A 23,080-nucleotide genomic window follows, 5' to 3' on the forward strand; every position below is an offset into this window, starting at 1 on the left:
GGTCGATAACGCAGTGCAGGAGTCATCTTTGCAGCAGTCGGTCGGGGCGCAGCTCCGGCGCGCGCGCGAATCGCGTGGCATGACCGTCGAAGGGGTGGGCGCCGCGATCAAGCTGGCTGCGCGCCAGGTCGAGGCCATCGAAGCCGACGCCTACGCGGAGCTGATGAATCCGACCTACGCCCGTGGCTTCATCCGCAACTACGCGGCCCTGATCGGCCTCGATCCGAAAGCGTTGCTGGTGCAGCTCGACCAGCAGCAGGTCCGGGCGACGCCGCTGCTGGTCGAACAGGCCGATGTCGGTGTCGCGATGCCGGTGCAGTCTTCGCGCCGCAAGTGGTTGCTGCCGCTGTTCGCACTCAGCGTGCCGGTCGTCGTGGCGATCGCGCTCTATCTGTGGTCCGAGTTCTGGACCGCGCCGCCCGGTGAGTCAGTGCAGGTGGAGCAGGAAGCGGTGATGCCGCCGGTGGACGCCGTGGCCGAGCCCGAGAACGAGACCGAGCCGGCGACCCCGAGCGCGGATGCGCAGGCGGCCGATGCGGTCGCGACCGAGGCGACGCTCGCGGCAGCCTTGCCCGAGGCTTCCCCGCCGCCGCCGGCCGAAACCGCCAGTGCGCCGCCGGTGGCGGGGCAGCGGCAGCTTGCATTCACCTTCACGGCCGACTCCTGGGTCGAGATCCGCGACGCGCAGGATCGGATTGTCCTGTCCGAACTCAATCGCGCCGGCAGTTCGCGCAGTGTCGGTGTGGTGTTCCCGGTATCGCTGGTGATCGGCAATGCGAAATCGGTCCGTCTGAGCGTCGACGGCACGCCGCACGATCTGGCGCCGGCGACCAAGGTCGATGTCGCCCGTCTGAGGCTCGAATGATGAGTGAACTGTCCTCTGCCATTTCCCGTCGTGCGACGCGCACCGTGCGCGTCGGCGGCGTCGTGATCGGATCGGCTGCACCGGTGGTGGTGCAGTCGATGACCAACACCGATACCGAAGATCACATCTCGACCGCGATCCAGGTCGCTCAACTGGCGCGCGCTGGCTCGGAGATCGTGCGCATCACCGTGAACACGATGGAAGCCGCGGCCGCGGTGCCCAAGGTGCGCGAGCAGCTGCTGAAGATGAACGTCGACGTGCCGCTGGTCGGCGACTTTCATTTCAACGGCCACAAGCTGCTGCGCGAACACCCGGTCTGCGCCGAGGTGCTCGACAAGCTGCGCATCAACCCTGGCAATGTCGGCAAGGGCAGCAAGCGCGACGAGCAGTACGCCGCACTGATCGACGTCGCCTGCCGCTACGACAAGCCGGTGCGCATCGGCGTGAACTGGGGCAGCCTGGACCAGGCGCTGCTCGCCCGCGTGATGGATGAAAACGCGCGTCGGCCGCAGCCCAAGGATGCGGTCGAAGTGATGCGCGAAGCCATGGTTACCTCGGCACTGGAAAGTGCGGCGCAGGCGGTTGAGTGGGGGCTGTCGCCGGAGAAGATCATCCTGTCCTGCAAGGTGAGCGGTGTGCAGGACCTGATCGCCATCTATTCCGAACTGGCCAAGCGCTGCGACTACCCGCTGCACCTGGGCCTGACCGAAGCGGGCATGGGTTCCAAGGGCATCGTCGCGTCGACCGCGGCGATGTCGGTGCTGCTGCAGCAGGGCATCGGCGACACCATTCGGGTGTCGCTGACGCCGGAGCCGAACGGCGACCGCACGAAGGAAGTGATCGTTGCCCAGGAAATGCTGCAGACCATGGGGTTGCGTGCGTTCACGCCCATGGTTGCCGCCTGTCCCGGCTGCGGTCGCACGACCTCGACCTTCTTCCAGGAACTGGCCGCCGACATCCAGACCTATGTACGCGACAAGATGCCGGAGTGGAAGACGCATTACGACGGCGTCGAACGCATGACGCTGGCCGTCATGGGCTGTGTCGTGAACGGGCCGGGCGAGAGCAAGCACGCCAACATCGGCATTTCGCTGCCGGGCACCGGCGAAACGCCGGTCGCGCCGGTGTTCGAGGACGGCGAGAAGACCGTCACGCTGAAGGGCGACAACATCGCGGCGGAGTTCCGCGGCATCGTCGATGCCTACGTAGCCCGCACCTACACCAAGAAGATCGCCGGCAGCACCGGCGCCTGAACGAAGAACAATGAGCAAACTGCAAGCCGTTCGCGGCATGAACGACATCCTGCCGGACGAGGCGGAACGCTGGGAAGCATTCGAAATCATCGTGCGCGACTGGCTGCGCGGCTACGGCTACCGGCCGATCCGCATGCCGCTGCTCGAGCACACGCCGCTGTTCAAGCGCGCCATCGGTGAAGTGACCGACATCGTCGAGAAGGAAATGTATTCCTTCGAGGACGCGCTCAATGGCGAGAACCTGACGCTGCGCCCCGAGGGCACGGCCTCCTGCGTGCGCGCGGTGACCGAGCACAACCTGCTGTACGACAGCCCGCGCAAGCTCTGGTACATGGGTCCGATGTTCCGCCACGAGCGTCCGCAGAAGGGCCGCTACCGGCAGTTCCATCAGGTCGGTGTGGAAGCGCTGGGCTATGCCGGGCCGGACATCGACGCCGAACTGATCATCATGTGCCAGCGCCTGTGGGACGACCTGGACCTGATGGGCATCAAGCTCGAAATCAACTCGCTCGGTTCGCCGGAAGAACGACTGAAGCACCGCGCCGAACTGATCGCCTATTTCGAGGCACATCAGGCGCAGCTCGACGAGGACGCGAAGCGCCGGCTGCACAGCAATCCGCTGCGCATCCTCGATACCAAGAACCCGGCCATGCAGGCGCTGGTCGAAGCGGCGCCCAAGTTGTCCGACTACCTGGGTGAGGAATCGCTGGCACATTTCACCGCGATACAGGACACGCTGCGCGCGGCCAACATCCCGTTCCGCATCAACCCGCGCCTAGTTCGCGGGCTGGATTACTACAACCTCACCGTGTTCGAGTGGGTGACCGATCAGCTCGGCGCCCAGGGCACGGTGTGTGCCGGCGGTCGCTACGACGGCCTGATCGCCCAGCTCGGCGGCAAGCCGGCGCCGGCCGCCGGTTTCGCCATGGGCATCGAGCGCCTGATGGCGCTGTGGGACGCGACGCAGGCCGACGCGCTGGTCGATCGGGTCGAGGTCTACATCGCGCACTCCGGCGCCGGCACCCAGGCGGCCGCCTTTACGCTGGCCGAGCGTCTGCGTGACGGCGGTTTCGCAACGCTGATGCACTGCGGCGGCGGCAGCTTCAAGTCGCAGATGAAGCGCGCTGATGCGTCCGGTGCCATGGTGGCACTCATCCTCGGCGAGGACGAGGTCGCTGCCGGCGAAGTGACCTTCAAGCCGCTGCGCGGTGGCGAGCAGATGCGCGTCAATCTCGACGACGTCGGCGAACATCTGGCTGCGATGCTGCTGGACGACTTCGTCAGCGACCGCGACGACACTTTCCAATAACGAACTTTCAATAACCGGATTACCGGGCAGGAGCCGACACCATGGCAGCACTCGATCTGGAAGAACAGGAACAGCTCTCCGCCATCAAGGCGTGGTGGAACCAGTGGGGCAATGCGATCACCTGGGTGGTGATCGCCATTTCGGCTGCCATCATCGGCCAGCAGGCCTGGAGCTGGTACAACCGTGACCAGTCGGTCAAGGCGAGTGCCGTGTTCGACACGCTGCAGGAGGCGGCACTGGCAGGCGACCTGAAGAAGACGCGCGAAGCGGCTGGAGAACTGACCGAACACTACGCCAGCAGCCCGTATGCGTCGCTGGGCGCACTGCTGTCGGCCAAGGTGCATGTCGAGAACAGCGATACCAAGACGGCCCGCGCGCAGCTCGAATGGGTGAAGGACAAGGCGCCGGAGGACGTGCTGCGCGATCTGGCCCGCCTGCGCCTGGCCTACGTCTTGATCGAGGAGCAGGCGTTCGACGACGCCGCGAAGCTGCTCGACGGCAAGGCCGAGGCCTCGCTGGAGGCCCGCTTCCTCGAAGCACGTGGCGACCTGCACCTGATGCGCGACCAGCGTGACGAGGCGCGTGCCGCCTATCAGTCCGCGCTGACCAAGCTGGACGACATGATCAAGGCCGAAGGCGCGGCCGCTTCGCTGGCCCAGCAGGGCTACCGCAGCGTGATCGAAATCAAGCTGGACGCCGTGGGAGGCAAGCAGTGAAACGTGCTTCGGCCCTGCTGCTCGTCGCGGCGCTGAGCGGATGTTCGTCGCTGTCGCTGGACAGTCTGAATCCGTTCAGCGGCCCGTCCAAACCCAAGGTTCCGCCGCTGGGCGTGATCCAGCCGACGGCGCAGCTGGCCGAGGTATGGCGCTTCGGCGCCGGCAAGTCGGAAAATTTCGTGTTCGAACCGGCGGTGATCGGCGGGACGGTCTATGTCGCCTCGCGCGAAGGTTCGATCGCGCGCATCGACGACGGCCGGCAGATCTGGAAGATCGACGCCGGCAAGAATCTGTCGGGCGGCGTCGGCGCCAATGAGCGCATGCTGGTGGTCGGTACCGAAAAGGGCGAAGTGCTCGCCTTTTCCGCCGACGGCAAGCCGATGTGGCAGGGCAGCGTCACGTCGGAAGTGCTCAGCGCGCCCGAAGTGTCGGACGACATGGTGTTCGTGCGCAGCGCCGACAGCCGCATCCAGGCTTTTGCGGCCGCCGACGGTGCCCGCAAGTGGAACTACCAGCGCGCCAATCCGGCGCTGACGCTACGCACCCACGCCGGACTGATCACGACGCCGTCGCTGGTGCTGGCCGGATTCCCCGGCGGCAAGCTGGTGGCGATCAATCGCACCAACGGTTCCGCAGTGTGGGAATCGAACGTCGCGCTGCCCAAGGGCTCGACTGAGCTGGAGCGCATCGCCGACGTGACCAGCCCGCCGGTGATCGCCGGCCGTGAAGTGTGTGCTGCCGCCTTCCAGGGACGCGTCGCCTGCTTCGAGCTGAGCAGCGGAACCACCGTCTGGACGCGCGACATTTCGAGCAGCGCCGGCATCGACATCGATGCACAGAATCTCTACATCAGCGATGACAAGGGTGCCGTGCATGCGCTGGATCGCGCCACCGGCGCCAGCCTGTGGAAGCAGGACAAGCTGGCCGGCCGTTTCCCCGGCAAGCCGCTGGCACTTGAGGGATTTGTTGCGGTCAGCGATGTCGAAGGTATCGTGCACCTGCTGCAGCGCGAGAACGGCGCTTTTGCCGCCCGCCTGAATGGTGACGGCAGTGCCATCAACGCGGCGATGCAGCCTTACGGACGCGCATTCATCGCCCAGAGCCGCGCCGGCAGCGTGCGCGCGCTGTCGGCACGCTGAGGAATTGATTTGAAACCCGTACTGGTACTGGTCGGTCGCCCCAATGTGGGCAAGTCGACACTGTTCAACCGCCTCACCAAGACGCGCGATGCGCTGGTCGCCGATTTTCCCGGGCTGACCCGTGATCGCCACTATGGCAACGGCCGCATGGGCGACCGCCCCTTTCTGGTGGTCGACACCGGCGGCTTCGAGCCGACCGCGCGCGACGGCATCATGGTCGAGATGGCGCAGCAGGCCGAGCAGGCGATCGCCGAAGCCGATGTGCTGGTGTTCATCGTCGATGGCCGCGCCGGTCTGACCGCGCACGACCGCGAAATCGCGGCCCGGCTGCGCCGCGTCGGCAAGCCGCTGGTGCTGGCGGTGAACAAGGCCGAGGGCATGCGGCGCGAAATCGTCGCGGCCGAGTTCCATGAACTCGGACTGGGCGACATCCACGTCATTTCGTCGGCCCATGGCGAGGGCGTGCGCAATCTGGTCGATCACTGCCTCGAACCTTTCCCGCAGGATCCGCAGGACGAAGACGATGTCCGCGGCCCGAAGATTGCCGTGGCCGGTCGTCCGAATGTCGGCAAGTCGACGTTGATCAACGCGCTGCTCGGTGAGGAGCGTGTGATCGCCTTCGACCAGGCCGGCACCACGCGCGACGCGATCAGCATTCCGTTCCAGCGTGGCGGCAAGGAGTACACGCTGATCGACACCGCCGGGCTGCGGCGCAAAGGCCGGGTATTCGAGTCGATCGAGAAGTTCTCGGTGATCAAGACAGTGCAGGCGATCGAGCAGTCCAACGTCTGCGTACTGGTGCTCGACGCGACCCAGGAAGTGTCTGATCAAGACGCCCACATCGGCGGTTTCATCGTCGAGAGCGGCCGTGCGCTGGTGCTGGTGGTCAACAAGTGGGACGCGGTTGACAGCTACCGCCGCGAAATCTTCAAGCGCGAGATTGCGCGCAAGCTGGGTTTCCTCGGCTTCGCCCGCCAGCTCTACATTTCGGCGCTGGAGGGGCAGGGCGTCAGCGGCATTTTCGGCGCCGTGGACGCCGCCTACGCAGCGGCGATGATCAAGCTGCCGACGCCGCGTCTGACACGGGCGTTGCAGGCAGCGGTCGAAAAGCAGGCGCCGCCCAAGCACGGCCTTTTCCGTCCGAAGATGCGTTACGCGCACCAGGGTGGAATGAATCCGCCGGTCATCGTGATTCACGGCAGCGCGCTGGAGCACATTGCCGACAGTTACCGGCGTTTTCTCGAACGCAGTTTCCTCGAAACCTTCAAGCTTCAGGGCACGCCCTTGCGGGTTCAGTTCCGCACCGCGCACAACCCTTTTGCCGCACGGGAAAAATGATCGGCCGCTCCGGGATCAAATCGGCTGACGCCGCGTCCAAGGCTGCGGTGCATCAAAAAATCCAGTACAGTTGAATTTCAAATATACAAGAGGTGTTCCCATGAGCAACAAAGGGCAAATGCTACAAGACCCCTTCCTCAACACCCTGCGCCGTGAGCACGTTCCGGTCGCGATTTACCTGGTCAATGGCATCAAGCTGCAGGGCCAGATCGAGTCTTTCGATCAGTACGTCGTGCTGCTGAAGAACACGGTCACCCAGATGGTTTACAAGCACGCGATTTCCACCGTCGTGCCGGCCCGTCCGGTCAATATCCAGCACGACCAGGGCGAGGGCAGTTGATTCCGTTCCAGATCTCTTCCATGAAAGCCTGCGCGGATGTTTGATCGTCCGTCAGGTGGGGAGCGTGCGGTCATCGTCCAGCTCGACCTTGGCGCGAGGGACTACGAAGACCGTCTCGACGAATTCACGCTGCTGGTGCGCAGTGCCGGTGCCGAGCCGGTCGCTCGCGTCGGTGGGCGCCGGCAGTCGCCGGACCCGGCCACCTTCGCCGGCAAGGGCAAGGTCGCGGAAATCCTCGATCTGGCCAACGCCAACGAGGCCGACATCGTCCTGTTCAACCACGAACTGTCGCCGGGCCAGCAGCGCAATCTAGAGCGCGCGTTGTCGCGTCGTGTGATCGACCGCAATGCGCTCATTCTCGACATCTTCGCGCTGCGTGCGCGCAGCCACGAGGGCAAGCTGCAGGTCGAACTCGCTCAGCTCGAACACCTGGCGACTCGCCTCGTGCGCGGCTGGACTCACCTGGAACGGCAGAAGGGCGGCATCGGCCTGCGCGGTCCGGGCGAAACCCAGCTCGAAACCGACCGCCGTCTGCTCGGGCAACGCGTCAAGGCGCTGAAAGAAAAGCTCGAGCGCGTCGAGCGTCAGCGTGGCGTGCGGCGCAAGTCGCGCGAGCGCCGGGAAACGCCGGTCGTCGCCCTGGTCGGTTATACCAACGCCGGCAAGTCAACGCTGTTCAATGCGCTGACCAAAGCTGGCACCTACGCCGCGGACCAGTTGTTCGCGACGCTGGACACGACATCGCGCCAGCTTTACCTCGGCGACTTCGGCCAGGTGGTGCTGTCAGATACCGTGGGTTTCATCCGCGATCTGCCGCACACGCTGGTCGCCGCCTTCCATGCAACGCTCGAAGAGACCGCGGGCGCCGATCTGCTGTTGCACGTGATCGATGCGTCGGCCCCTGATCGTGACGCGCAGATCGCAGCGGTGGACAAGGTGCTGGCGGAAATCGGTGCCGATGCGGTGCCGCAGATACGTGTGCTGAACAAGGTCGATCTGGTGCCCGCTTTGGCGCCCGGGGCCGATTCCGGGGCCTGTGATACCATTCAAACGGCGCGTGTAAGCGCTCGTACGGGCGCAGGGCTCGCCGATCTGAGGGCGGCAGTCACACAGCGCCTGATTGACGAACGAATAGCTGCCGCCAACCGGAAATCGCCGAACGACGATCCGCGTGGGCTGAATCTGGAACCCTCTCCGAGGTCTGCACTCCCAGTCATCTCACCGTCGGCGGGTGATGAAGCTTCGTCAGCCGACGGAGCGAACGCTTCACCCGACTCATCCATCCTTACTTATCCAGTCTGAACGTGCTCAATGCGATCTTGATGTCGCTCAATGACCCCCGCTGGGGCAATCAGGGCGGCAACGGCAACAAGGGCGGCAACCAGGGACCGCCCGATCTGGAAGATCTCTGGCGTGACTTCAATCGTCGACTGTCCGGCATGTTCGGCGGCAAGTCCTCGGGCGATGGAGGCAACGAGGCGCGTCCGCCGGTCGGCCCACGTCAGTTCGGTGGTGGCATCGGCATCATTCTCGGCCTGGTGCTCATCGTCTGGCTGGCCAGCGGTCTCTATATCGTGGATGCCAGCCAGCGCGGCGTCGTGCTGCGCTTCGGCAAGCTGCACGAAACGACCGAGCCGGGCCTGCAGTGGCGCCTGCCGTTTCCGATCGATTCGCACGAGCTGGTCAATCTGACCGGCGTGCGCACGGTCGAAATCGGCTACCGCGGCAGTGAGCGCAACAAGGTGCTGAACGAAGCGCTGATGCTCACCGACGACGAGAACATCATCAACATCCAGTTCGCGGTGCAGTACATCCTGAAGGATCCGGTCGCCTACCTGTTCCAGAACCGCCTGCCGGAAGACACGGTGGTGCACGCGGCCGAGACCGCAATGCGCGAGATCGTCGGCAAGAGCAAGATGGACTTCGTGCTGTACGAAGGGCGCGAACAGATCGCCGTCGATGCGCAGCGCATCATGCAGCAGATCCTCGACCGCTATCAGACCGGCATCCAGATCAGCAAGCTGACGCTGCAGAACGCCCAGCCGCCGGAGCAGGTTCAGGCCGCGTTCGACGACGCGGTGAAGGCGGGTCAGGATCTTGAACGGCAGAAGAACGAGGGTCAGGCCTACGCAAACGATGTCATTCCGAAGGCGCGCGGTACCGCCTCGCGTCTGATGGAAGAAGCCAACGGTTACAAGCAGCGCATCATCGCGACCGCGGAAGGTGACGCCAGCCGCTTCAAGCAGGTGCTCTCAGAATACGTGAAGGCACCCGAAGTGACGCGCCAGCGCATGTACATCGACACCATGCAGCAGATCATGACCAATACGAGCAAGCTGATGATCGACGCCAAGGGCAGCGGCAACCTGCTGTACCTGCCGCTGGACAAGCTGATGCAGCAGTCGGGTGTGTCGACTGATGGCGTTGCCCGTCCGGCTGAGCCGATGACGCTGCCGCCGCTGATGAGCGACCAGACGGCAAATGATGCGCGCAACCGTGAAGCGCTGCGCTCGCGTGAGCGGGGAGAGCGTTGATGAAGGAAAAGCTTCCGCTGCTGCTGGGCAGCATCATCCTCGCCATCGTGCTCGCGTCCACCTCGCTGTTCACGGTGGATCAACGTCAGTACGCGATCGTTTTCCAGCTTGGCGAAGTCCGTAACGTGATCGAACAGCCGGGCCTGCATTTCAAGTGGCCACTGGTGCAGAACGTACGCGTGTTCGACCGTCGCATCCTGACGCTGGACAGTGCCGACCCCGAGCGCTTCATCACGTCGGAAAAGAAGAACGTGCTGGTCGACCTGTTCGTGAAGTGGCGCATCACTGATGTCAAGCAGTACTACATTTCGGTGGGCGGCAACGAACGGCTGGCGGAAACGCGCCTGCTGCAGACCGTGAATGCGGGCCTGCGCGAGGAATTCGGTCGCCGCACCGTGCACGAGGTCGTGTCCGGCGAGCGCGACAAGATCATGGAAGACATGCGCAGCAAGGCCAACGTCGATGCGGTGAAGATTGGCGTCGAGATCGTCGACGTGCGTCTCAAACGCGTCGACCTGCCGAGCGAAGTGTCGGAATCGGTCTACCGCCGGATGGAAGCGGAGCGCAAGCGCGTGGCCAACGAACTGCGTTCGCGTGGTTCGGCCGAGGCCGAGAAGATTCGCGCCGATGCCGATCGCCAGCGCGAAATCATCGTTGCCGAAGCCTACCGCGAAGCGCAGAAGATCAAGGGCGAGGGCGATGCCCAAGCGGCCGCGATCTACGGCAGTGCGTTTGGCTCCAATCCCGAGTTCTACGCTTTCTATCGCAGCATGGACGCTTATCAGAAAAGTTTCCGCAGCAAGAGCGACGTGCTTGTGATCGAGCCGAATTCGGATTTCTTCCGCTATCTGAAGAATGGTTCGAAGGCGCCCGGGAAGTAAACACAGCGGGTGAAGCCGGTGGGCGTGCTGTATAGTCCACGGGTTGTTCCACAAGGGAACCGGATCGAAGGCGACAGCCCGCATTGCGGGCTGTGCCTTTTTTGCTGATGGAATCAATCCTGTTGATCGCTGTGGGGCTCATGCTCGTCATCGAGGGTGTGCTCCCCTTTGTCGCGCCCCGTCTGTGGCGCGACACCTTCCGACGGGCGACCGAACTGGCAGACGGCCAGTTGCGCTTCGTTGGCCTGACTTCAATGATTATCGGTATCGCGCTGATCGCGCTGTTCAAGTGATGCGTCGCTGGCTGCTTCCTGAATCCATAGAAGACCTGCTCCCCGATGAAGCACGGCAGGTCGAGCGTCTGCGCCGCGGATTGCTCGACGAATTTGCTCTGCACGGTTACGAGCTGGTTTCCCCCCCGTTGGTCGAGTACATCGAGTCGCTGCTGACCGGCAGTGGCCGCGACATGGATCTGCGTACCTTCAAGCTGGTCGATCAGCTGTCGGGTCGCACCATGGGGCTGCGTGCCGACATCACGCCACAGGTGGCGCGCATCGACTCGCACCTGCTCAATCGAAACGGTGTCGTGCGTCTGTGCTACTGCGGTCCGGTCGTGCATGCGCTGCCGTCCGGCTTCAATGCGACGCGTGAGCCGATACAACTCGGCGCCGAGCTGTATGGTCACGCAGGTATCGAAGCCGACGTCGAGCTGATCGGCCTGCTGTTGCGTGCGCTCGAGGTGGCGGGTGTGCAACCGGCGCGCGTCGATCTCGGCCACGTCGGCGTGTTCCGCGCACTGGCTTCGCGCCTGCAATCCGCGGCGCTGCGCAGCGAGGACGGCGAGCAGGAGCTGTTTGCCGCGCTGCAGTGCAAGGACCTGCCGGCGCTGCGCCAGTTGCTCGTCGACGAACCGGCCCAGGTGCGCGACGCCTTCATGGCGCTGCCGGGGCTGTACGGCAAGATCGATGTACTGGCGAGGGCGCGTGCGGAATTGCCGGACTGGCCGGACATCGGCCAGGCGCTGGACGCATTGGCGCAGCTCGCGGCGGCAATCGATCCGGCCGTGGCGGGTGTGGATCTGGCCGATCTGCGCGGCTACCACTATCACAGCGGAGTGAGCTTCGCGGTCTATTGCGCCGGTCAGGCGCAGGCAATCGCGCTGGGCGGGCGCTACGATGAAGTGGGCAAGGCTTTTGGACGGTCGCGGCCGGCAAGCGGGTTCAGCCTCGATCTGCGTCAGTTGGCGCAGCTTGCACCGACGGTCGAGGCGAAGTCGGCCATTCTTGCGCCGGCGGTCTCTGACGCCGCGCTGCGTGCCCGCGTGAGTGCGCTGCGGGTGCAAGGTGAAACGGTGATTGCGGCACTGCCCGGTCACGACGACGATGTGCAGGAACTGGCGTGCACTCGCCAGCTGGTATTTGTTGAAGGTGAGTGGCAGGTGAAGCCGCTCGAAAGAAAGGTTTGAGCATGGCAAAGAACGTAGTGGTCATCGGCAGCCAGTGGGGCGACGAGGGCAAGGGTAAGGTCGTCGATTGGCTGACCGATCACGCGCAGGGCGTCGTGCGCTTCCAGGGCGGCCACAACGCGGGCCACACGCTGGTCATCAAGGGGCAGAAGTACGCGCTGAACCTGATCCCGTCCGGCATCATGCGCGACGGCGTCGCCTGCTACATCGGCAATGGCGTCGTGCTGTCGGCTTCCCATCTGCTGTCGGAAATCGACAAGCTGGAAGCGGGTGGCATCGAGGTGCGTTCGCGCTTGAAGGTGAGCGAGGCCTGCCCGCTCATCCTGCCTTTCCACAGCGCGGTCGATATCGCGCGTGAAGACGCACGTGGCGGCGCCAAGATCGGTACCACTGGCAAGGGCATCGGCCCGGCCTACGAAGACAAGGTCGCGCGCCGCGCGCTGCGCGTGCTCGACCTCTTCCATCCCGAGCGCTTTGCCGAGAAGCTGCGCGAGGTGATGGAATTCCACAACTTCCTGCTGGAGAAGCAGCTTGGCGCCAAGCCGGTCGACTACCAGCAGACGCTGGACGACGTCCTTGCGCTGGCGCCTCGCCTGCTGCCCATGGTGGCCGACGTGTCGGCGCTGCTGCACGCCGCGCACAAGCGTGGCGACAACCTGCTGTTCGAAGGCGCCCAGGGTACGCTGCTCGATGTCGATCACGGCACCTATCCCTTCGTCACGTCGAGCAACTGCGTGGCGGGTGCAGCCAGTGCCGGAGCAGGCGTCGGTCCGGGCATGCTGCATTACGTGCTGGGTATCACCAAGGCTTATACGACCCGTGTCGGTTCTGGCCCCTTCCCGAGCGAACTGCCGATCGAGGAAGAGGGCAGCGTCGGCCATCACCTGTCGACCATCGGTCACGAGCGTGGAACGGTGACCGGCCGCGTGCGCCGCTGCGGCTGGTTCGACGCGGCTGCGCTGCGCCGTTCGATCCAGATCAATGGCGTGACCGGCCTGTGTCTGACCAAGCTCGACGTGCTCGACGGCATCGAGGAACTGCAGGTCTGTACCGGCTATCGCGTCAACGGTGAGGTGTCCGACCTGCTGCCTCTGGGGTCGGAGCGCGTCGGTGCCTGCGAGCCCATCTACGAGACGCTGCCCGGCTGGGAGGGTACGACGGTGGGAGCGAAGCGGGTGGAGGATCTGCCGGCCAATGCGCGCGCCTACATCGCGCGCATCGAGGCCTTGTGCGACGTGCCGGTCGACATGATTTCGACCGGCCCCGATCGTGAAGAGACCATCGTGCTGCGTCATCCTTTCGAGTGAGGTTGACGGGCCTGATGAACCGCATGCCCCAGAAGGGGCGTGCGGATTTTTTGTTTTTGGCGGCAGCAGAAAACAAAAAAGCCGACATTTCTGTCGGCTTTTCTGCTGGCTTGTTTGGTGCCCAGGAGAGGACTCGAACCTCCACACCTTGCGGCACTAGTACCTGAAACTAGCGCGTCTACCAATTTCGCCACCTGGGCAAGAGGCTGCGCATTTTATACTAGGCATCTACGTTGTCAAGAGAAAAAGAGAAAAAAGTGAAACTGAGCAAGATCCGCCGCGCGGATCCCTTCTTCGAGCGTGAAACCGCTCGCTACGAAAACCCCTTGCCGAGCCGCGAGTACATCGTTCAAGTGCTTGAGCAGGCAGCGGTTCCGATGAGTGCCGACGAACTGGTCCAGGCACTCGACATACTGCCGCACGAGCGCGATTACTTCGTGCGTCGCTTGGGCGCGATGGAGCGCGAGGCGCAGCTGATGCGCAATCGTCGCGACGCCTACATCATCCCCGACAAGGCCGATCTGATCGCCGGTCGCGTGGAGGGGCATCCCGATGGTTTCGGCTTCGTCATCGTCGGCGACGACAAGACGCCGCCCGGGGCCAAGGCGGAGCGCAAGGACATCTTTCTGAGCGCGCAGGAAATGCGCAGCGTGCTGCACGGTGACCGCGTGCTGGTGCGCATCAGCGGCACCGACCGCCGCGGCCGGCCCGAGGGCAAGGTGGTCGAGGTGACCGAGCGCGCGAACACGCGTCTGATCGCCCGCGTGGTCGAGGAGCACGGCGTGCAGTTCTGCATCGCCGAGAACCGTCGCATCCGCCAGCAGATCGTGCTGGCCGCTCCCGAGAAGGGCAAGCGCGCGCTGAAGGCGACGGCCGGTGCCGTGGTCGAGGTCGAACTGATCGAACAGCCAACGCGCTATACGCCGCCCATCGGTCGCGTGGTCGAGGTGCTGGGCAACTACGGCGACTCGGGCATGGAGATCGAGATCGCGCTGCGCAAGCACGACATGCCGCACGAGTTCTCGGCCAAGGTGCTGGCGGCAACCAAGCGTCTGCCGGACGAAGTGCGCGAGAAGGATTGCGCTGGCCGCGTCGATCTGCGCGACCTGGAGCTGGTCACCATCGATGGTGAAACGGCGAAGGATTTCGACGACGCCGTCTACTGCGAGAAACAGGGCAGGGGGTTCCGCCTCGTCGTCGCGATTGCCGACGTGAGTCATTACGTGAAGCCCGGCACCGCGCTCGATGCCGAGGCCTTCGAGCGCGGCAATTCGGTCTACTTCCCGCGCCGGGTGATCCCGATGCTGCCGGAGAAGCTGTCCAACGGACTGTGCTCGCTCAATCCGCAGGTCGACCGCCTGTGCATGGTGTGCGACATGGACGTGTCTGCTGCGGGCGTGATCCAGCGTTACCGCTTCTACGCCGCGGTGATGAATTCCAAGGCGCGCCTTACCTACACCGAGGTCGCCGCCGCGCTGTACGACAAGGACGCCGACGCGCGCAAGCGGCTCAAGCCGCTGCTGCCGCGCCTCGAAGCGCTGGACGCGGTGTTCCGCGTGTTCGGCAAGGCGCGGGCGAAGCGCGGCGCCATCGACTTCGAAACGGTCGAGACGCAGATGCTGTTCAACGATGCCGGCAAGATCGAGCGCATCGTGCCGTACGCGCGCAACGACGCGCACCGGCTGATCGAGGAGTGCATGCTGGCGGCCAATGTCTGCGCCTCGCGCTTCCTCGAGGAGAGCGGGCAGGACACGCTGTACCGTGTGCACGAAGGTCCGAGCGAAGACCGCCTGCAGAAGCTGCGCGCCTTCCTCGGCGAATTCGGCTTCCAGCTTGGCGGCGGCGACAAGCCGCACGCGAAGGACTACGCTGCGCTGCTCGAACGCATCGGCGACCGCCCCGACCGCCAGCTGCTGCAGACGGTGATGCTGCGCTCGCTGCGCCAGGCCATCTACAGCCCCGACAACGTCGGTCACTTCGGCCTGGCCTACGAGGCGTACACTCATTTCACGTCGCCGATCCGCCGTTACCCCGACCTGCTCGTGCATCGTGCGATCAAGGCGGCGCTGGCGAAGAAGAAGTACGAGCCGGGCGACTGGTCCGACATCGGTCTGCACTGCTCGACCACCGAGCGACGCGCCGACGAGGCCAGCCGCGACGTGACGAACTGGCTCAAGTGCTACTTCATGCAGGACCGTGTCGGCGAGGAATTCGAGGGCAGCGTGTCGGCGGTCGTGCCTTTCGGCCTGTTCGTTGCGCTCGATGACGTGTTCATCGAAGGCCTGGTGCATATTTCCGACCTCGGCGCCGACTACTTCCATTACGACGAAGGCAAGCATCGCCTGGTTGGTGAACGCAGCGGCCGCATCTATCGTCTGGCCGATCGCGTGCGCATCCAGGTCGTGCGGGTCGATCTCGACAACACGCGCATCGATTTCCGACTCGCTGGCGGTGCCGAGCGGGACTTCGGTCGTGTGCCGCAGCAGGCGAAGCTGATGCCCAAGCCGGGGCCGACCGGCGCGGCTTCGCGCCGGCGTGTCGAGAGCGACGCGTCTGCGCGGGAGGCGAAGCCGGTATCGCACGCAAAGGCAAAACCCGTTGCGCCGGACGTGACAGCGCCCGCGCCGCGTACTGAACCGCCCGCCCGGGCGGCCAAGCCCAAAGGCAGCAAGGCTGCGGCACCGAAGCCGGCAGCGAAGAAGACGGCGAAGAGCGTAACGAAGAAGACGACTGGAAAGAAGAGCGCAGTGAGCAAAGCCCCGGCGAAGAAGCCGTCCGCCGCCAAGAAGAGCGGCTCCCGCACACCGAAGTCGGCAGTGCCGAAGCGGAGGGTGCGCGAATGAGCGATACCCGCTACATCTTCGGTTTCCACGCGGTCACCGCGAAGATCCGCCACGCCCCGGATGCGGTGAAGGAGCTGTTCGTTTCCACTGCACGCCAGGACGGTCGCATGCGCGACCTGATTCGCGCTGCCGAGGCGTCCGGCGTCAAGTGGGTGCAGATGGAGCCGGCGCGCCTTGACGGGCTCGCCGGCGGCGCCGCGCGTCACCAGGGCGTCGTGGCGCGCGTGCTGGCGCAGATTCCCTATCGCTCGCTCGACGACGTGCTGGACACGCTGTCCGAGCCGCCGCTGCTGCTGGTGCTCGACGGCATCCAGGATCCGCACAACCTCGGCGCCTGCCTGCGCGTGGCGGATGCGGCCGGTGCGCACGCCGTGGTCGCACCGCGCGACCGCGCGGTCGGCCTGAACGCAACGGCGATCAAGGTGGCCAGTGGCGCGGCCGACACCGTACCGTACGTGACGGTGACCAATCTGGCGCGCAGTCTGCGCGAGATGAAGGAACGCGACATTCTGACCATCGGCGCGGCCGGTGAGGCCGACAAGTCGATGTACGCGGTCGACCAGTCGGGCGCGGTGGCCTGGGTGCTCGGTGCGGAGGGCGACGGCATGCGCCGGCTTACCCGCGAAACGGTGGATGTGCTGGCGTCGATCCCGATGCACGGCACGGTCGAAAGCCTGAATGTGTCGGTGGCCAGCGGCGTGTGCCTGTTCGAGGCGCGGCGCCAGCGCACGGCAAAGGGCGGCTGACGGCCGGCTTGTAAGAATCACGACCCGCGCGCTATACTCGCGGGCTTACCTTGCCTCACCGGATTCGCATGCCGGGAGGTGTAACCGCCGGACAGGCTCGTATCTGCCCGGCACTGAACCGCAAGGAGATTACATGCGACATTACGAAGTGGTTTTCATCGTCCATCCGGACCAGAGCGAGCAAGTGCCCGCCATGGTCGAGCGCTACCGTACGCTGGTCACCGGCCGTAACGGCAGCATCCACCGCCTGGAAGACTGGGGTCGCCGTCAGCTGGCCTACCCGATCCAGAAGGTGCACAAGGCTCACTACGTGCTGATGAACATCGAGTGCGACGGCGAAACGCTGGCGGAACTCGAGCACGCCTTCAAGTTCAACGACGCCGTTCTCCGCCACCTCACCATCAAGATGCGCAAGGCTGTCGTTACGCCGTCGCCGATGATGAAGGAAGAGAAGTCGCGTTCGCTGCTGGCACCGGCTGCTGAAGCCGCTGCCCCGGCTGCGGAACAGCCGGCGGCTTGACCGAAGGGCAGGGTGCGGTCGGCCCGGCGGCAAACAGCTTCACCTTGTCCGCCACGCTGATCGAACGCGACGCACTGAGACAGACCCCGGCCGGCGTGCCGATCCTGCGTGGATGCCTTGAGCACTTCTCGCAGCAGATCGAAAACGGTGCGCAACGCGAAGTACGGTTTGAAACCGATTTCGTGCTGCTGGGAGACCTGGCAAGGATGCTCGCTCAAGCCCCGCTCGGAACGTCGTTGATCGCAGAAGGATTCATGGCAGCCCGCAGTGCGAAAAGCAGACAGGGCGTCATGCACATAACTCGTATCGAATTCGTGACCTCGGGCAACTGAGCCCGGCGTCGCAACAGTGGAAGGAAACCACCATGGCTTTCAGACCGAAGAACGGCAAGAAGAAGGACGATCGCGGCTCGCGCAGCATGTTCAAGCGCCGCAAGTTCTGCCGCTTCAGCGCAGAGAAGATCGAAGAGATCGACTACAAGGACGTTGAAATCCTGAAGGACTTCATCTCCGAAAACGGCAAGATCATGCCGGCACGCCTGACCGGCACCCGTGCCGGCTACCAGCGTCAGCTGTCGACCGCCATCAAGCGCGCACGCTTCCTGGCGCTGATGCCTTACACCGACCTGCACCAGTAATCGAGGGAGACGACCATGCAAGTAATCCTGATGGACAAGGTCGCCAAGCTCGGCGATCTGGGCGATGTGGTGAAGGTGCGTGACGGTTACGCCCGCAACTTCCTGATCCCGACCGGCCGCGCCAAGCGCGTGACGCCGGAAAATCTGGCGGCTTTCGAAGCTCGCCGTGCCGAACTGGAAAAGGCCGCTGCCGAACGTCTGGCCGCTGCCAAGGCCGTCGCCGAGAAGCTGGAAGGCTTCATGGTGCAGATCACCCGCAAGGCCGGTGTCGATGGCCGCCTGTTCGGTTCCGTGTCGACGGCCGACATCGCTGAAGCGCTGGCCGCTCAGAACTTCGCGGTGGACAAGTCGATGGTGCGCATGCCGGACGGCCCGCTGAAGGCCGTTGGCGACGCCCAGTTCGAGATCGCGCTGCACTCGGACGTGATCGCCACCGTGACGGTGTCGGTGCTCGGCGAGCATTGATCGTCGGCCTTCGGGCTGCGTCGGAAAGGCCACCTGCGGGTGGCCTTTTTCGTTGACGTCCGTCCTGACGAGCGTTTCATCCACAGCGAAGCCCACAGCTTTTCCACAGCTTGTGCAGTTGTCGTGCAGACGCTGCGCGGCTAGATTGCGGGATTGCCCCGGCAAGTTCTCCAGAATGAAAAAGACATCATGAGCAGCGTGCGCAACGCACCCGGTCCGGACGCCCAAGCCGCCCAGGCCGCGCAGGACAGACAGGTGGCGGCGCTGAAGCTGCCGCCTCATTCGATCGAGGCCGAGCAATCGCTGATCGGCGGCCTGCTGCTGGACAACAGCACTTGGGACCGCGTAGGCGACCAGGTCAGCGAATCCGATTTCTATCGCGACGACCATCGCCGCATCTTCCGCCACATCGCCAAGCTGATCGAGCAGGGCAAGCCGGCCGACGTCGTGACCGTCTATGAATCGATCGAGAAGGGCGACGAGGCGCAGCAGACCGGCGGCCTTGCCTATCTGGGCGAGATCGCCAACAACACGCCGTCAGCGGCGAACATACGACGCTATGCTGAAATCGTCCGCGAGCGCGCCATCCTGCGCAAGCTGGTCAGCGTCGGCGACGAGATCGCAGCCAATGCGCTGACGCCGCGCGGACGCGATGCAAAGACGCTGCTCGACGAAGCCGAGTCGAAGATTTTCGAGATCGCCGAAGCGGGCGCTTCGGCCAGTACCGGATTCGTCGCCATCCAGCCCATCCTGGTGCAGGTGGTCAATCGCATCCAGGAGCTGTACGACCGCGACGATCCGTCGGAAGTCACCGGCGTGCCGACCGGCTACGTCGATCTGGACGACAAGACGGCTGGCCTGCAGCCCGGAGACATGATCATCGTGGCCGGCCGTCCGGCGATGGGCAAGACCACGTTCGCGCTCAATATCTGCGAACACGTCGCGGTCGAGCTCGGCTTGCCGGTCGCCATCTTCTCGCTCGAAATGCCGGGTACCCAGTTGGCCATGCGTTTCGTGTCCTCCGTTGCCAAGATCGATCAGGGGCGCCTGCGCACCGGCCGCCTGACCGACGACGACTGGGGCCGGCTGACCATGGCGCTGGGCAAGCTGCACGAGGCGCCGATCCATATCGACGAGACCGGCGGCATCAACCCGACCGACCTGCGCGCACGCGCACGCCGGCTGTATCGTCAGTGCGGCAAGCTCGGTCTGATCGTCATCGACTACCTGCAGCTGATGTCCGGCACCCGCGACGGCGAGAACCGGACCGCAGAGATTTCGGAAATCTCGCGCGCGATCAAGTCGCTGGCGAAAGAGCTGCACGTGCCCATCATCGCGCTGTCGCAGCTGAACCGCGCGCTGGAGCAGCGTCCGAACAAGCGGCCGGTGATGAGTGACCTGCGCGAATCCGGCGCCATCGAACAGGACGCCGACATCATCATGTTCATCTATCGGGACGAGGTATACAACCCGGACACCCAGGACAAAGGGCTCGCCGAAATCATCATCGGCAAGCATCGTAACGGTCCGACCGGCACCGTGGTGCTCGGCTTCCAGGGCGAGCACACGAAGTTCGTCAACGCCGCACGGCCCGGTTCCTACTGAGGCAGCGCGTGACGGTCTGGCTGCGTCGCCTCGCCATCGTCATCGCCGTTCTGGCGGTGGTCGGTGTCGCCGCCTTCCAGTTCGCGTTGCACATGTTGCGCAGCCAGGTCGAGGCGGCGCTGGGGCCGCGCGGTGAGGTGGCAAGCATCGAGGTCGGGTTGGACGCGGTCGTGCTGCATGCAGTGCGCATCCGTGCGCAGCGTGACGGCGACGCGCCGTGGCCGGCTGAGGACGAACTGCGCGCGCAGCGTGTCGAGGTGGTGCCGCAACTGCGCGACCTGCTGTCGGCGCGCGTACGCATCGCGCGCATTACCGTCGAGGGCGCCTATCTGTCCATGCTGCGTACCCGCCAAGGTGGCTTGCGCGTGCTGCCCGCCCTGCTCGAAACGGGCTCGGCTGCCGACACGGATGGCAGCATGCCGCCGGTGCACGTCGCGCGAGTCGAACTGCGCGACGGCACGCTCGACTTCTTCGACGCCAGCGTGCGGCGCACGCCGCACCGGCTGGCGCTGACAGCGCTCAACGCGGACATCGGCCCGATCGACCTGCCGGCGCTCGACAGCACGACCACGCTGGTCATCGACGGGACCGTCAAGGGGCCACGACAGGACGGTCGGCTGGCGCTGAATGGCGAGGTCGTGCTGGCCACGCGCGACGCGAAGCTCGAGTTCTCGCTGCGCGGCGTCGATCTGGTCGCTTTCCAGCCCTATCTGATCCAGGCCGCGGAAACCGGCGTCAAGCGCGGCACGATGGATCTGGACATCCGTCCAGTCGTTGCCGACAAGCACCTGACGGCGCCGGGCACGCTCACGCTGACCGGCCTCGAACTGGCTTCCGGCAACACCTTCATGGGCATGCCGCGGGCGGCGGTGGTCGGGCTGATGAAGGACAGGAACGAGCGCATCAGCGTCGATTTCACGCTCGAAGGGCGCATCGACGATCCGAAATTCTCGCTGAACGAAGGCTTCGCGACGCGCGTCACCAGCGCCATGGCCGATTCGCTCGGCGTCAGTCTTGGCGGCCTGGTGCGCGGCGTCGGCAACGCCGGCAGTTCGGTGGTAAAGGGTGTGGGGGAGGCCGTCGGCAAGCTGTTCGGCGACTGATGTCCGATCCGCCGCACTCGCCGGGCGTGGGTCAACCCGCCTGTGTCCGCGCCTGTTCGGCGCCCTTGAGCTGTGCGCTCAGGCGCTGCAGTTCGGCCCGCATGCGCGCCATCGCGTCCGGCGGCAGGCCGGACTGACGGGCGACTTCCGCGTGTACTTCCTCGGCTCGTTCCCGCAGCGCGTGGCCGGCCTCGGTCAGTCGTATCTCGAGTGCCCGTTCGTCCGTGCGGTTGCGCGCCCGGGTGAGATAGCCGTTCGCTTCAAGCCGCTTGAGCAGCGGTGTCAGCGTCGGCGAATCGAGATCCAGCCGCTCGGCCAGCGCCTTCAGCGTCAGCGCGTCTTCCTGCCACAGCACCAGCATCACCAGATACTGCGGATAGGTCAGCCCGAGCGCCTTCAGACCCGGCGTGTAACAGCGCGTGATCGCGTGGGCGGCGGCGTACAGGGCGAAACACAGCTGCTGGTCCAGCAGCATCGGGTCGATGAAGGTCATGGCGATGTCCTCCGTAGGTGTCAGAGTACTTCGGCAGCGTGGTCGGCCAGACGCGAACGTTCGCCGCGCTGCAAGGTGACGTGACCGCTGTGCGGCCAGCCCTTGAAGCGGTCGACGACATAGGTCAGGCCGGAACTGCCTTCGGTCAGGTAAGGGGTGTCGATCTGCGCGATGTTGCCCAGGCACACGACCTTGGTGCCAGGGCCGGCGCGCGTGATCAGCGTCTTCATCTGCTTGGGCGTCAGGTTCTGCGCTTCGTCGATGATGAGGAACTTGTTCAGGAAGGTGCGCCCCCGCATGAAGTTCAGCGACTTCACCTTGATGCGGCTGCGGATCAGATCCATCGTCGCGGCGCGCCCCCATTCGCCTGAGCCATTCGGATCGTCCGTCTTGTTCAGCACGTCCAGATTGTCTTCGAGTGCGCCCATCCACGGCGTCATCTTCTCTTCCTCGGTACCGGGCAGGAAGCCGATGTCCTCGCCGACGGGCACGGTCACCCGGGTCATGATGATTTCGCTGTAAAGCTTGGTTTCAAGAACCTGGGTGAGGCCCGCCGCCAGCGTCAGCAGCGTCTTGCCGGTGCCGGCCTGACCGAGCAGCGTGATGAAGTCGACCTCGGGGTTCATCAGCAGGTTCAGTGCGAAATTCTGTTCGCGGTTGCGCGCCAGGATGCCCCAGACCGAATTCTTGTGATGGCTGTAGTCAACCAGTGTTTCCAGCACCGCCGTCTTGCCGGCGCGCTCGCGCACCAGCGCGTGGAAGGGCTTGTCCTGCTTGGCGCCAGCTTCCTTGTAGACGAATTCGTTGATCAGCAGGTCCGGGCACAGCGGACCCTTGACCCGGTACATCGTGCGGCCGTTTTCCTTCCACGACTCGAGGTTGCCGCCGTGCTCGTCCCAGAACTTCTCCGGCAGCTCGCGCGTGCCGGTGTAGAGCATGTCGGTGTCTTCGAGCACCTTGTCGTTGAAGTAATCCTGCGCATGCAGCCCGAGCGCGCGGGCCTTGATGCGCATATTGATGTCCTTCGACACCAGGATGACCTGACGACCCGGGTGACGCTCGGACAGGTGCATCACCACCGCGATGATCTGGTTGTCCGCCTTGGCGGTCGGCAGTGCGGTCGGCAGTACGCCGTTGATCGCTTCGGTCTGCAGCAGCAGATGACCGCTGGCGAGGTCGCTTGATGCCGCGGCCAGCGGGATGCCCTCGGCGATCTTGTCTTCGGCACCGCTGACGATCTCGTCGAGCAGGCGGCTCACCTGGCGCGCGTTGCGCGCCACTTCGGTCATGCCCTTCTTGTTGTTGTCCAGTTCTTCGAGCGTCATGATGGGCACGAAGATGTCGTGTTCCTCGAAGCGGAACAGCGACGTCGGGTCGTGCATCAGCACATTGGTGTCGAGAACGAAGAGCTTGGTGGCCGGGAGCGACTTGCGGGAACGGCGGGCAGGGGCTGCTGCGGGGCGTCGGGTGGCCATGTGATCCTGTGGGCGTGAAGTCTCGGGTGGTGTCGTGGGTGCGGCG

23 protein-coding genes and 1 tRNA gene are annotated in these 23,080 nt (G+C 64.7%); 21 read left to right on the forward strand and 3 right to left on the reverse strand.

What is annotated here, in order from left to right; translation table 11 throughout:
* Window positions 1–28: 28 nt before the first annotated feature.
* The 13 genes from METFAM1_RS0102595 to METFAM1_RS0102655 all read left to right on the forward strand — a co-directional run bounded on the left by METFAM1_RS0102595 (window position 29) and on the right by METFAM1_RS0102655 (window position 13,147).
* Window positions 29–865, forward strand: a complete 837-nt coding sequence (locus METFAM1_RS0102595) for a helix-turn-helix domain-containing protein (protein ID WP_157256656.1) — start codon at window positions 29–31, stop codon at window positions 863–865.
* Entirely contained in the window at window positions 865–2,118 is a 1,254-nt protein-coding gene (gene ispG / locus METFAM1_RS0102600; protein WP_019917975.1) for a flavodoxin-dependent (E)-4-hydroxy-3-methylbut-2-enyl-diphosphate synthase, read from the forward strand. Before METFAM1_RS0102595 ends, ispG begins: the two co-directional genes overlap by 1 nt.
* Before the next feature lie 10 nt (window positions 2,119–2,128).
* Window positions 2,129–3,427, forward strand: coding sequence for a histidine--tRNA ligase (gene hisS / locus METFAM1_RS0102605; protein ID WP_019917977.1), 1,299 nt, complete (start codon window positions 2,129–2,131; stop codon window positions 3,425–3,427).
* 41 nt (window positions 3,428–3,468) lie between these two features.
* Window positions 3,469–4,143 carry a YfgM family protein gene (locus METFAM1_RS0102610; RefSeq protein WP_019917978.1) on the forward strand — a complete coding sequence of 225 codons (675 nt, stop codon included), beginning with the start codon at window positions 3,469–3,471 and terminating at the stop codon, window positions 4,141–4,143.
* Window positions 4,140–5,282 (forward strand): outer membrane protein assembly factor BamB, encoded by a 1,143-nt coding sequence (gene bamB, locus METFAM1_RS0102615; protein WP_019917979.1) that lies wholly within the window; start codon window positions 4,140–4,142, stop codon window positions 5,280–5,282. Before METFAM1_RS0102610 ends, bamB begins: the two co-directional genes overlap by 4 nt.
* Window positions 5,283–5,291: 9 nt before the next feature.
* A complete protein-coding gene (gene der / locus METFAM1_RS0102620; protein ID WP_019917980.1) occupies window positions 5,292–6,620 on the forward strand; it encodes a ribosome biogenesis GTPase Der in 1,329 nt (442 codons plus the stop codon).
* Between the two features lie 100 nt (window positions 6,621–6,720).
* Complete coding sequence (gene hfq, locus METFAM1_RS0102625) at window positions 6,721–6,960, forward strand: RNA chaperone Hfq (protein ID WP_019917982.1); 240 nt, start codon at window positions 6,721–6,723, stop codon at window positions 6,958–6,960.
* Between the two features lie 36 nt (window positions 6,961–6,996).
* On the forward strand, window positions 6,997–8,262 hold the full coding sequence (hflX, locus tag METFAM1_RS0102630) for a GTPase HflX (protein ID WP_019917983.1): 1,266 nt from the start codon (window positions 6,997–6,999) through the stop codon (window positions 8,260–8,262).
* 20 nt (window positions 8,263–8,282) lie between these two features.
* Window positions 8,283–9,494, forward strand: coding sequence for an FtsH protease activity modulator HflK (gene hflK / locus METFAM1_RS0102635; protein ID WP_024300397.1), 1,212 nt, complete (start codon window positions 8,283–8,285; stop codon window positions 9,492–9,494).
* Window positions 9,494–10,375, forward strand: a complete 882-nt coding sequence (gene hflC / locus METFAM1_RS0102640; RefSeq protein ID WP_019917985.1) for a protease modulator HflC — start codon at window positions 9,494–9,496, stop codon at window positions 10,373–10,375. The genes hflK and hflC overlap by 1 nt, the downstream gene beginning before the upstream one ends.
* Window positions 10,376–10,482: 107 nt before the next feature.
* Complete coding sequence (locus METFAM1_RS0102645) at window positions 10,483–10,668, forward strand: DUF2065 domain-containing protein (protein ID WP_019917986.1); 186 nt, start codon at window positions 10,483–10,485, stop codon at window positions 10,666–10,668.
* Window positions 10,668–11,840, forward strand: a complete 1,173-nt coding sequence (locus tag METFAM1_RS0102650) for an ATP phosphoribosyltransferase regulatory subunit (protein WP_019917987.1) — start codon at window positions 10,668–10,670, stop codon at window positions 11,838–11,840. The genes METFAM1_RS0102645 and METFAM1_RS0102650 overlap by 1 nt, the downstream gene beginning before the upstream one ends.
* 2 nt (window positions 11,841–11,842) lie before the next feature.
* Complete coding sequence (locus METFAM1_RS0102655; protein WP_019917988.1) at window positions 11,843–13,147, forward strand: adenylosuccinate synthase; 1,305 nt, start codon at window positions 11,843–11,845, stop codon at window positions 13,145–13,147.
* A 115-nt stretch (window positions 13,148–13,262) separates the two neighbouring features.
* On the opposite strand, the gene METFAM1_RS0102660 is transcribed toward METFAM1_RS0102655, so the two are convergent.
* A tRNA-Leu gene (locus METFAM1_RS0102660) sits at window positions 13,263–13,347 on the reverse strand.
* A gap of 57 nt (window positions 13,348–13,404) precedes the next feature.
* Between METFAM1_RS0102660 and rnr the strand changes: the two genes are divergently transcribed.
* The 8 genes from rnr to METFAM1_RS0102700 all read left to right on the forward strand — a co-directional run bounded on the left by rnr (window position 13,405) and on the right by METFAM1_RS0102700 (window position 21,066).
* Window positions 13,405–15,990, forward strand: a complete 2,586-nt coding sequence (rnr, locus tag METFAM1_RS0102665) for a ribonuclease R (protein WP_019917989.1) — start codon at window positions 13,405–13,407, stop codon at window positions 15,988–15,990.
* Window positions 15,987–16,736: a 23S rRNA (guanosine(2251)-2'-O)-methyltransferase RlmB gene (gene rlmB, locus METFAM1_RS0102670; protein ID WP_019917991.1), complete on the forward strand. Its 750-nt coding sequence runs from the start codon at window positions 15,987–15,989 to the stop codon at window positions 16,734–16,736. Before rnr ends, rlmB begins: the two co-directional genes overlap by 4 nt.
* Window positions 16,737–16,869: 133 nt before the next feature.
* The gene (gene rpsF, locus METFAM1_RS0102675; protein WP_008058992.1) at window positions 16,870–17,256 is read left to right on the forward strand and encodes a 30S ribosomal protein S6; all 387 of its coding nucleotides are present in this window, start codon (window positions 16,870–16,872) and stop codon (window positions 17,254–17,256) included.
* Window positions 17,253–17,588, forward strand: a complete 336-nt coding sequence (gene priB / locus METFAM1_RS0102680; protein WP_019917993.1) for a primosomal replication protein N — start codon at window positions 17,253–17,255, stop codon at window positions 17,586–17,588. Before rpsF ends, priB begins: the two co-directional genes overlap by 4 nt.
* A gap of 32 nt (window positions 17,589–17,620) precedes the next feature.
* A complete protein-coding gene (rpsR, locus tag METFAM1_RS0102685; protein WP_008058994.1) occupies window positions 17,621–17,893 on the forward strand; it encodes a 30S ribosomal protein S18 in 273 nt (90 codons plus the stop codon).
* A gap of 15 nt (window positions 17,894–17,908) precedes the next feature.
* The gene (gene rplI / locus METFAM1_RS0102690; protein ID WP_024300398.1) at window positions 17,909–18,358 is read left to right on the forward strand and encodes a 50S ribosomal protein L9; all 450 of its coding nucleotides are present in this window, start codon (window positions 17,909–17,911) and stop codon (window positions 18,356–18,358) included.
* Between the two features lie 189 nt (window positions 18,359–18,547).
* Entirely contained in the window at window positions 18,548–19,963 is a 1,416-nt protein-coding gene (dnaB, locus tag METFAM1_RS0102695; protein WP_019917995.1) for a replicative DNA helicase, read from the forward strand.
* A gap of 8 nt (window positions 19,964–19,971) precedes the next feature.
* The gene (locus METFAM1_RS0102700; protein ID WP_019917996.1) at window positions 19,972–21,066 is read left to right on the forward strand and encodes a DUF748 domain-containing protein; all 1,095 of its coding nucleotides are present in this window, start codon (window positions 19,972–19,974) and stop codon (window positions 21,064–21,066) included.
* Window positions 21,067–21,097: 31 nt separating this feature from the next.
* Here the strand turns inward: METFAM1_RS0102700 and METFAM1_RS0102705 are convergent, their stop codons facing one another.
* Entirely contained in the window at window positions 21,098–21,559 is a 462-nt protein-coding gene (locus METFAM1_RS0102705; RefSeq protein ID WP_019917998.1) for a MarR family winged helix-turn-helix transcriptional regulator, read from the reverse strand.
* A 20-nt stretch (window positions 21,560–21,579) separates the two neighbouring features.
* Window positions 21,580–23,034, reverse strand: a complete 1,455-nt coding sequence (locus METFAM1_RS0102710) for a PhoH family protein (protein WP_019917999.1) — start codon at window positions 23,032–23,034, stop codon at window positions 21,580–21,582.
* Between the last annotated feature and the right edge of the window lie 46 nt (window positions 23,035–23,080).

This window comes from Methyloversatilis discipulorum (assembly GCF_000527135.1).
Lineage (GTDB): Bacteria > Pseudomonadota > Gammaproteobacteria > Burkholderiales > Rhodocyclaceae > Methyloversatilis > Methyloversatilis discipulorum.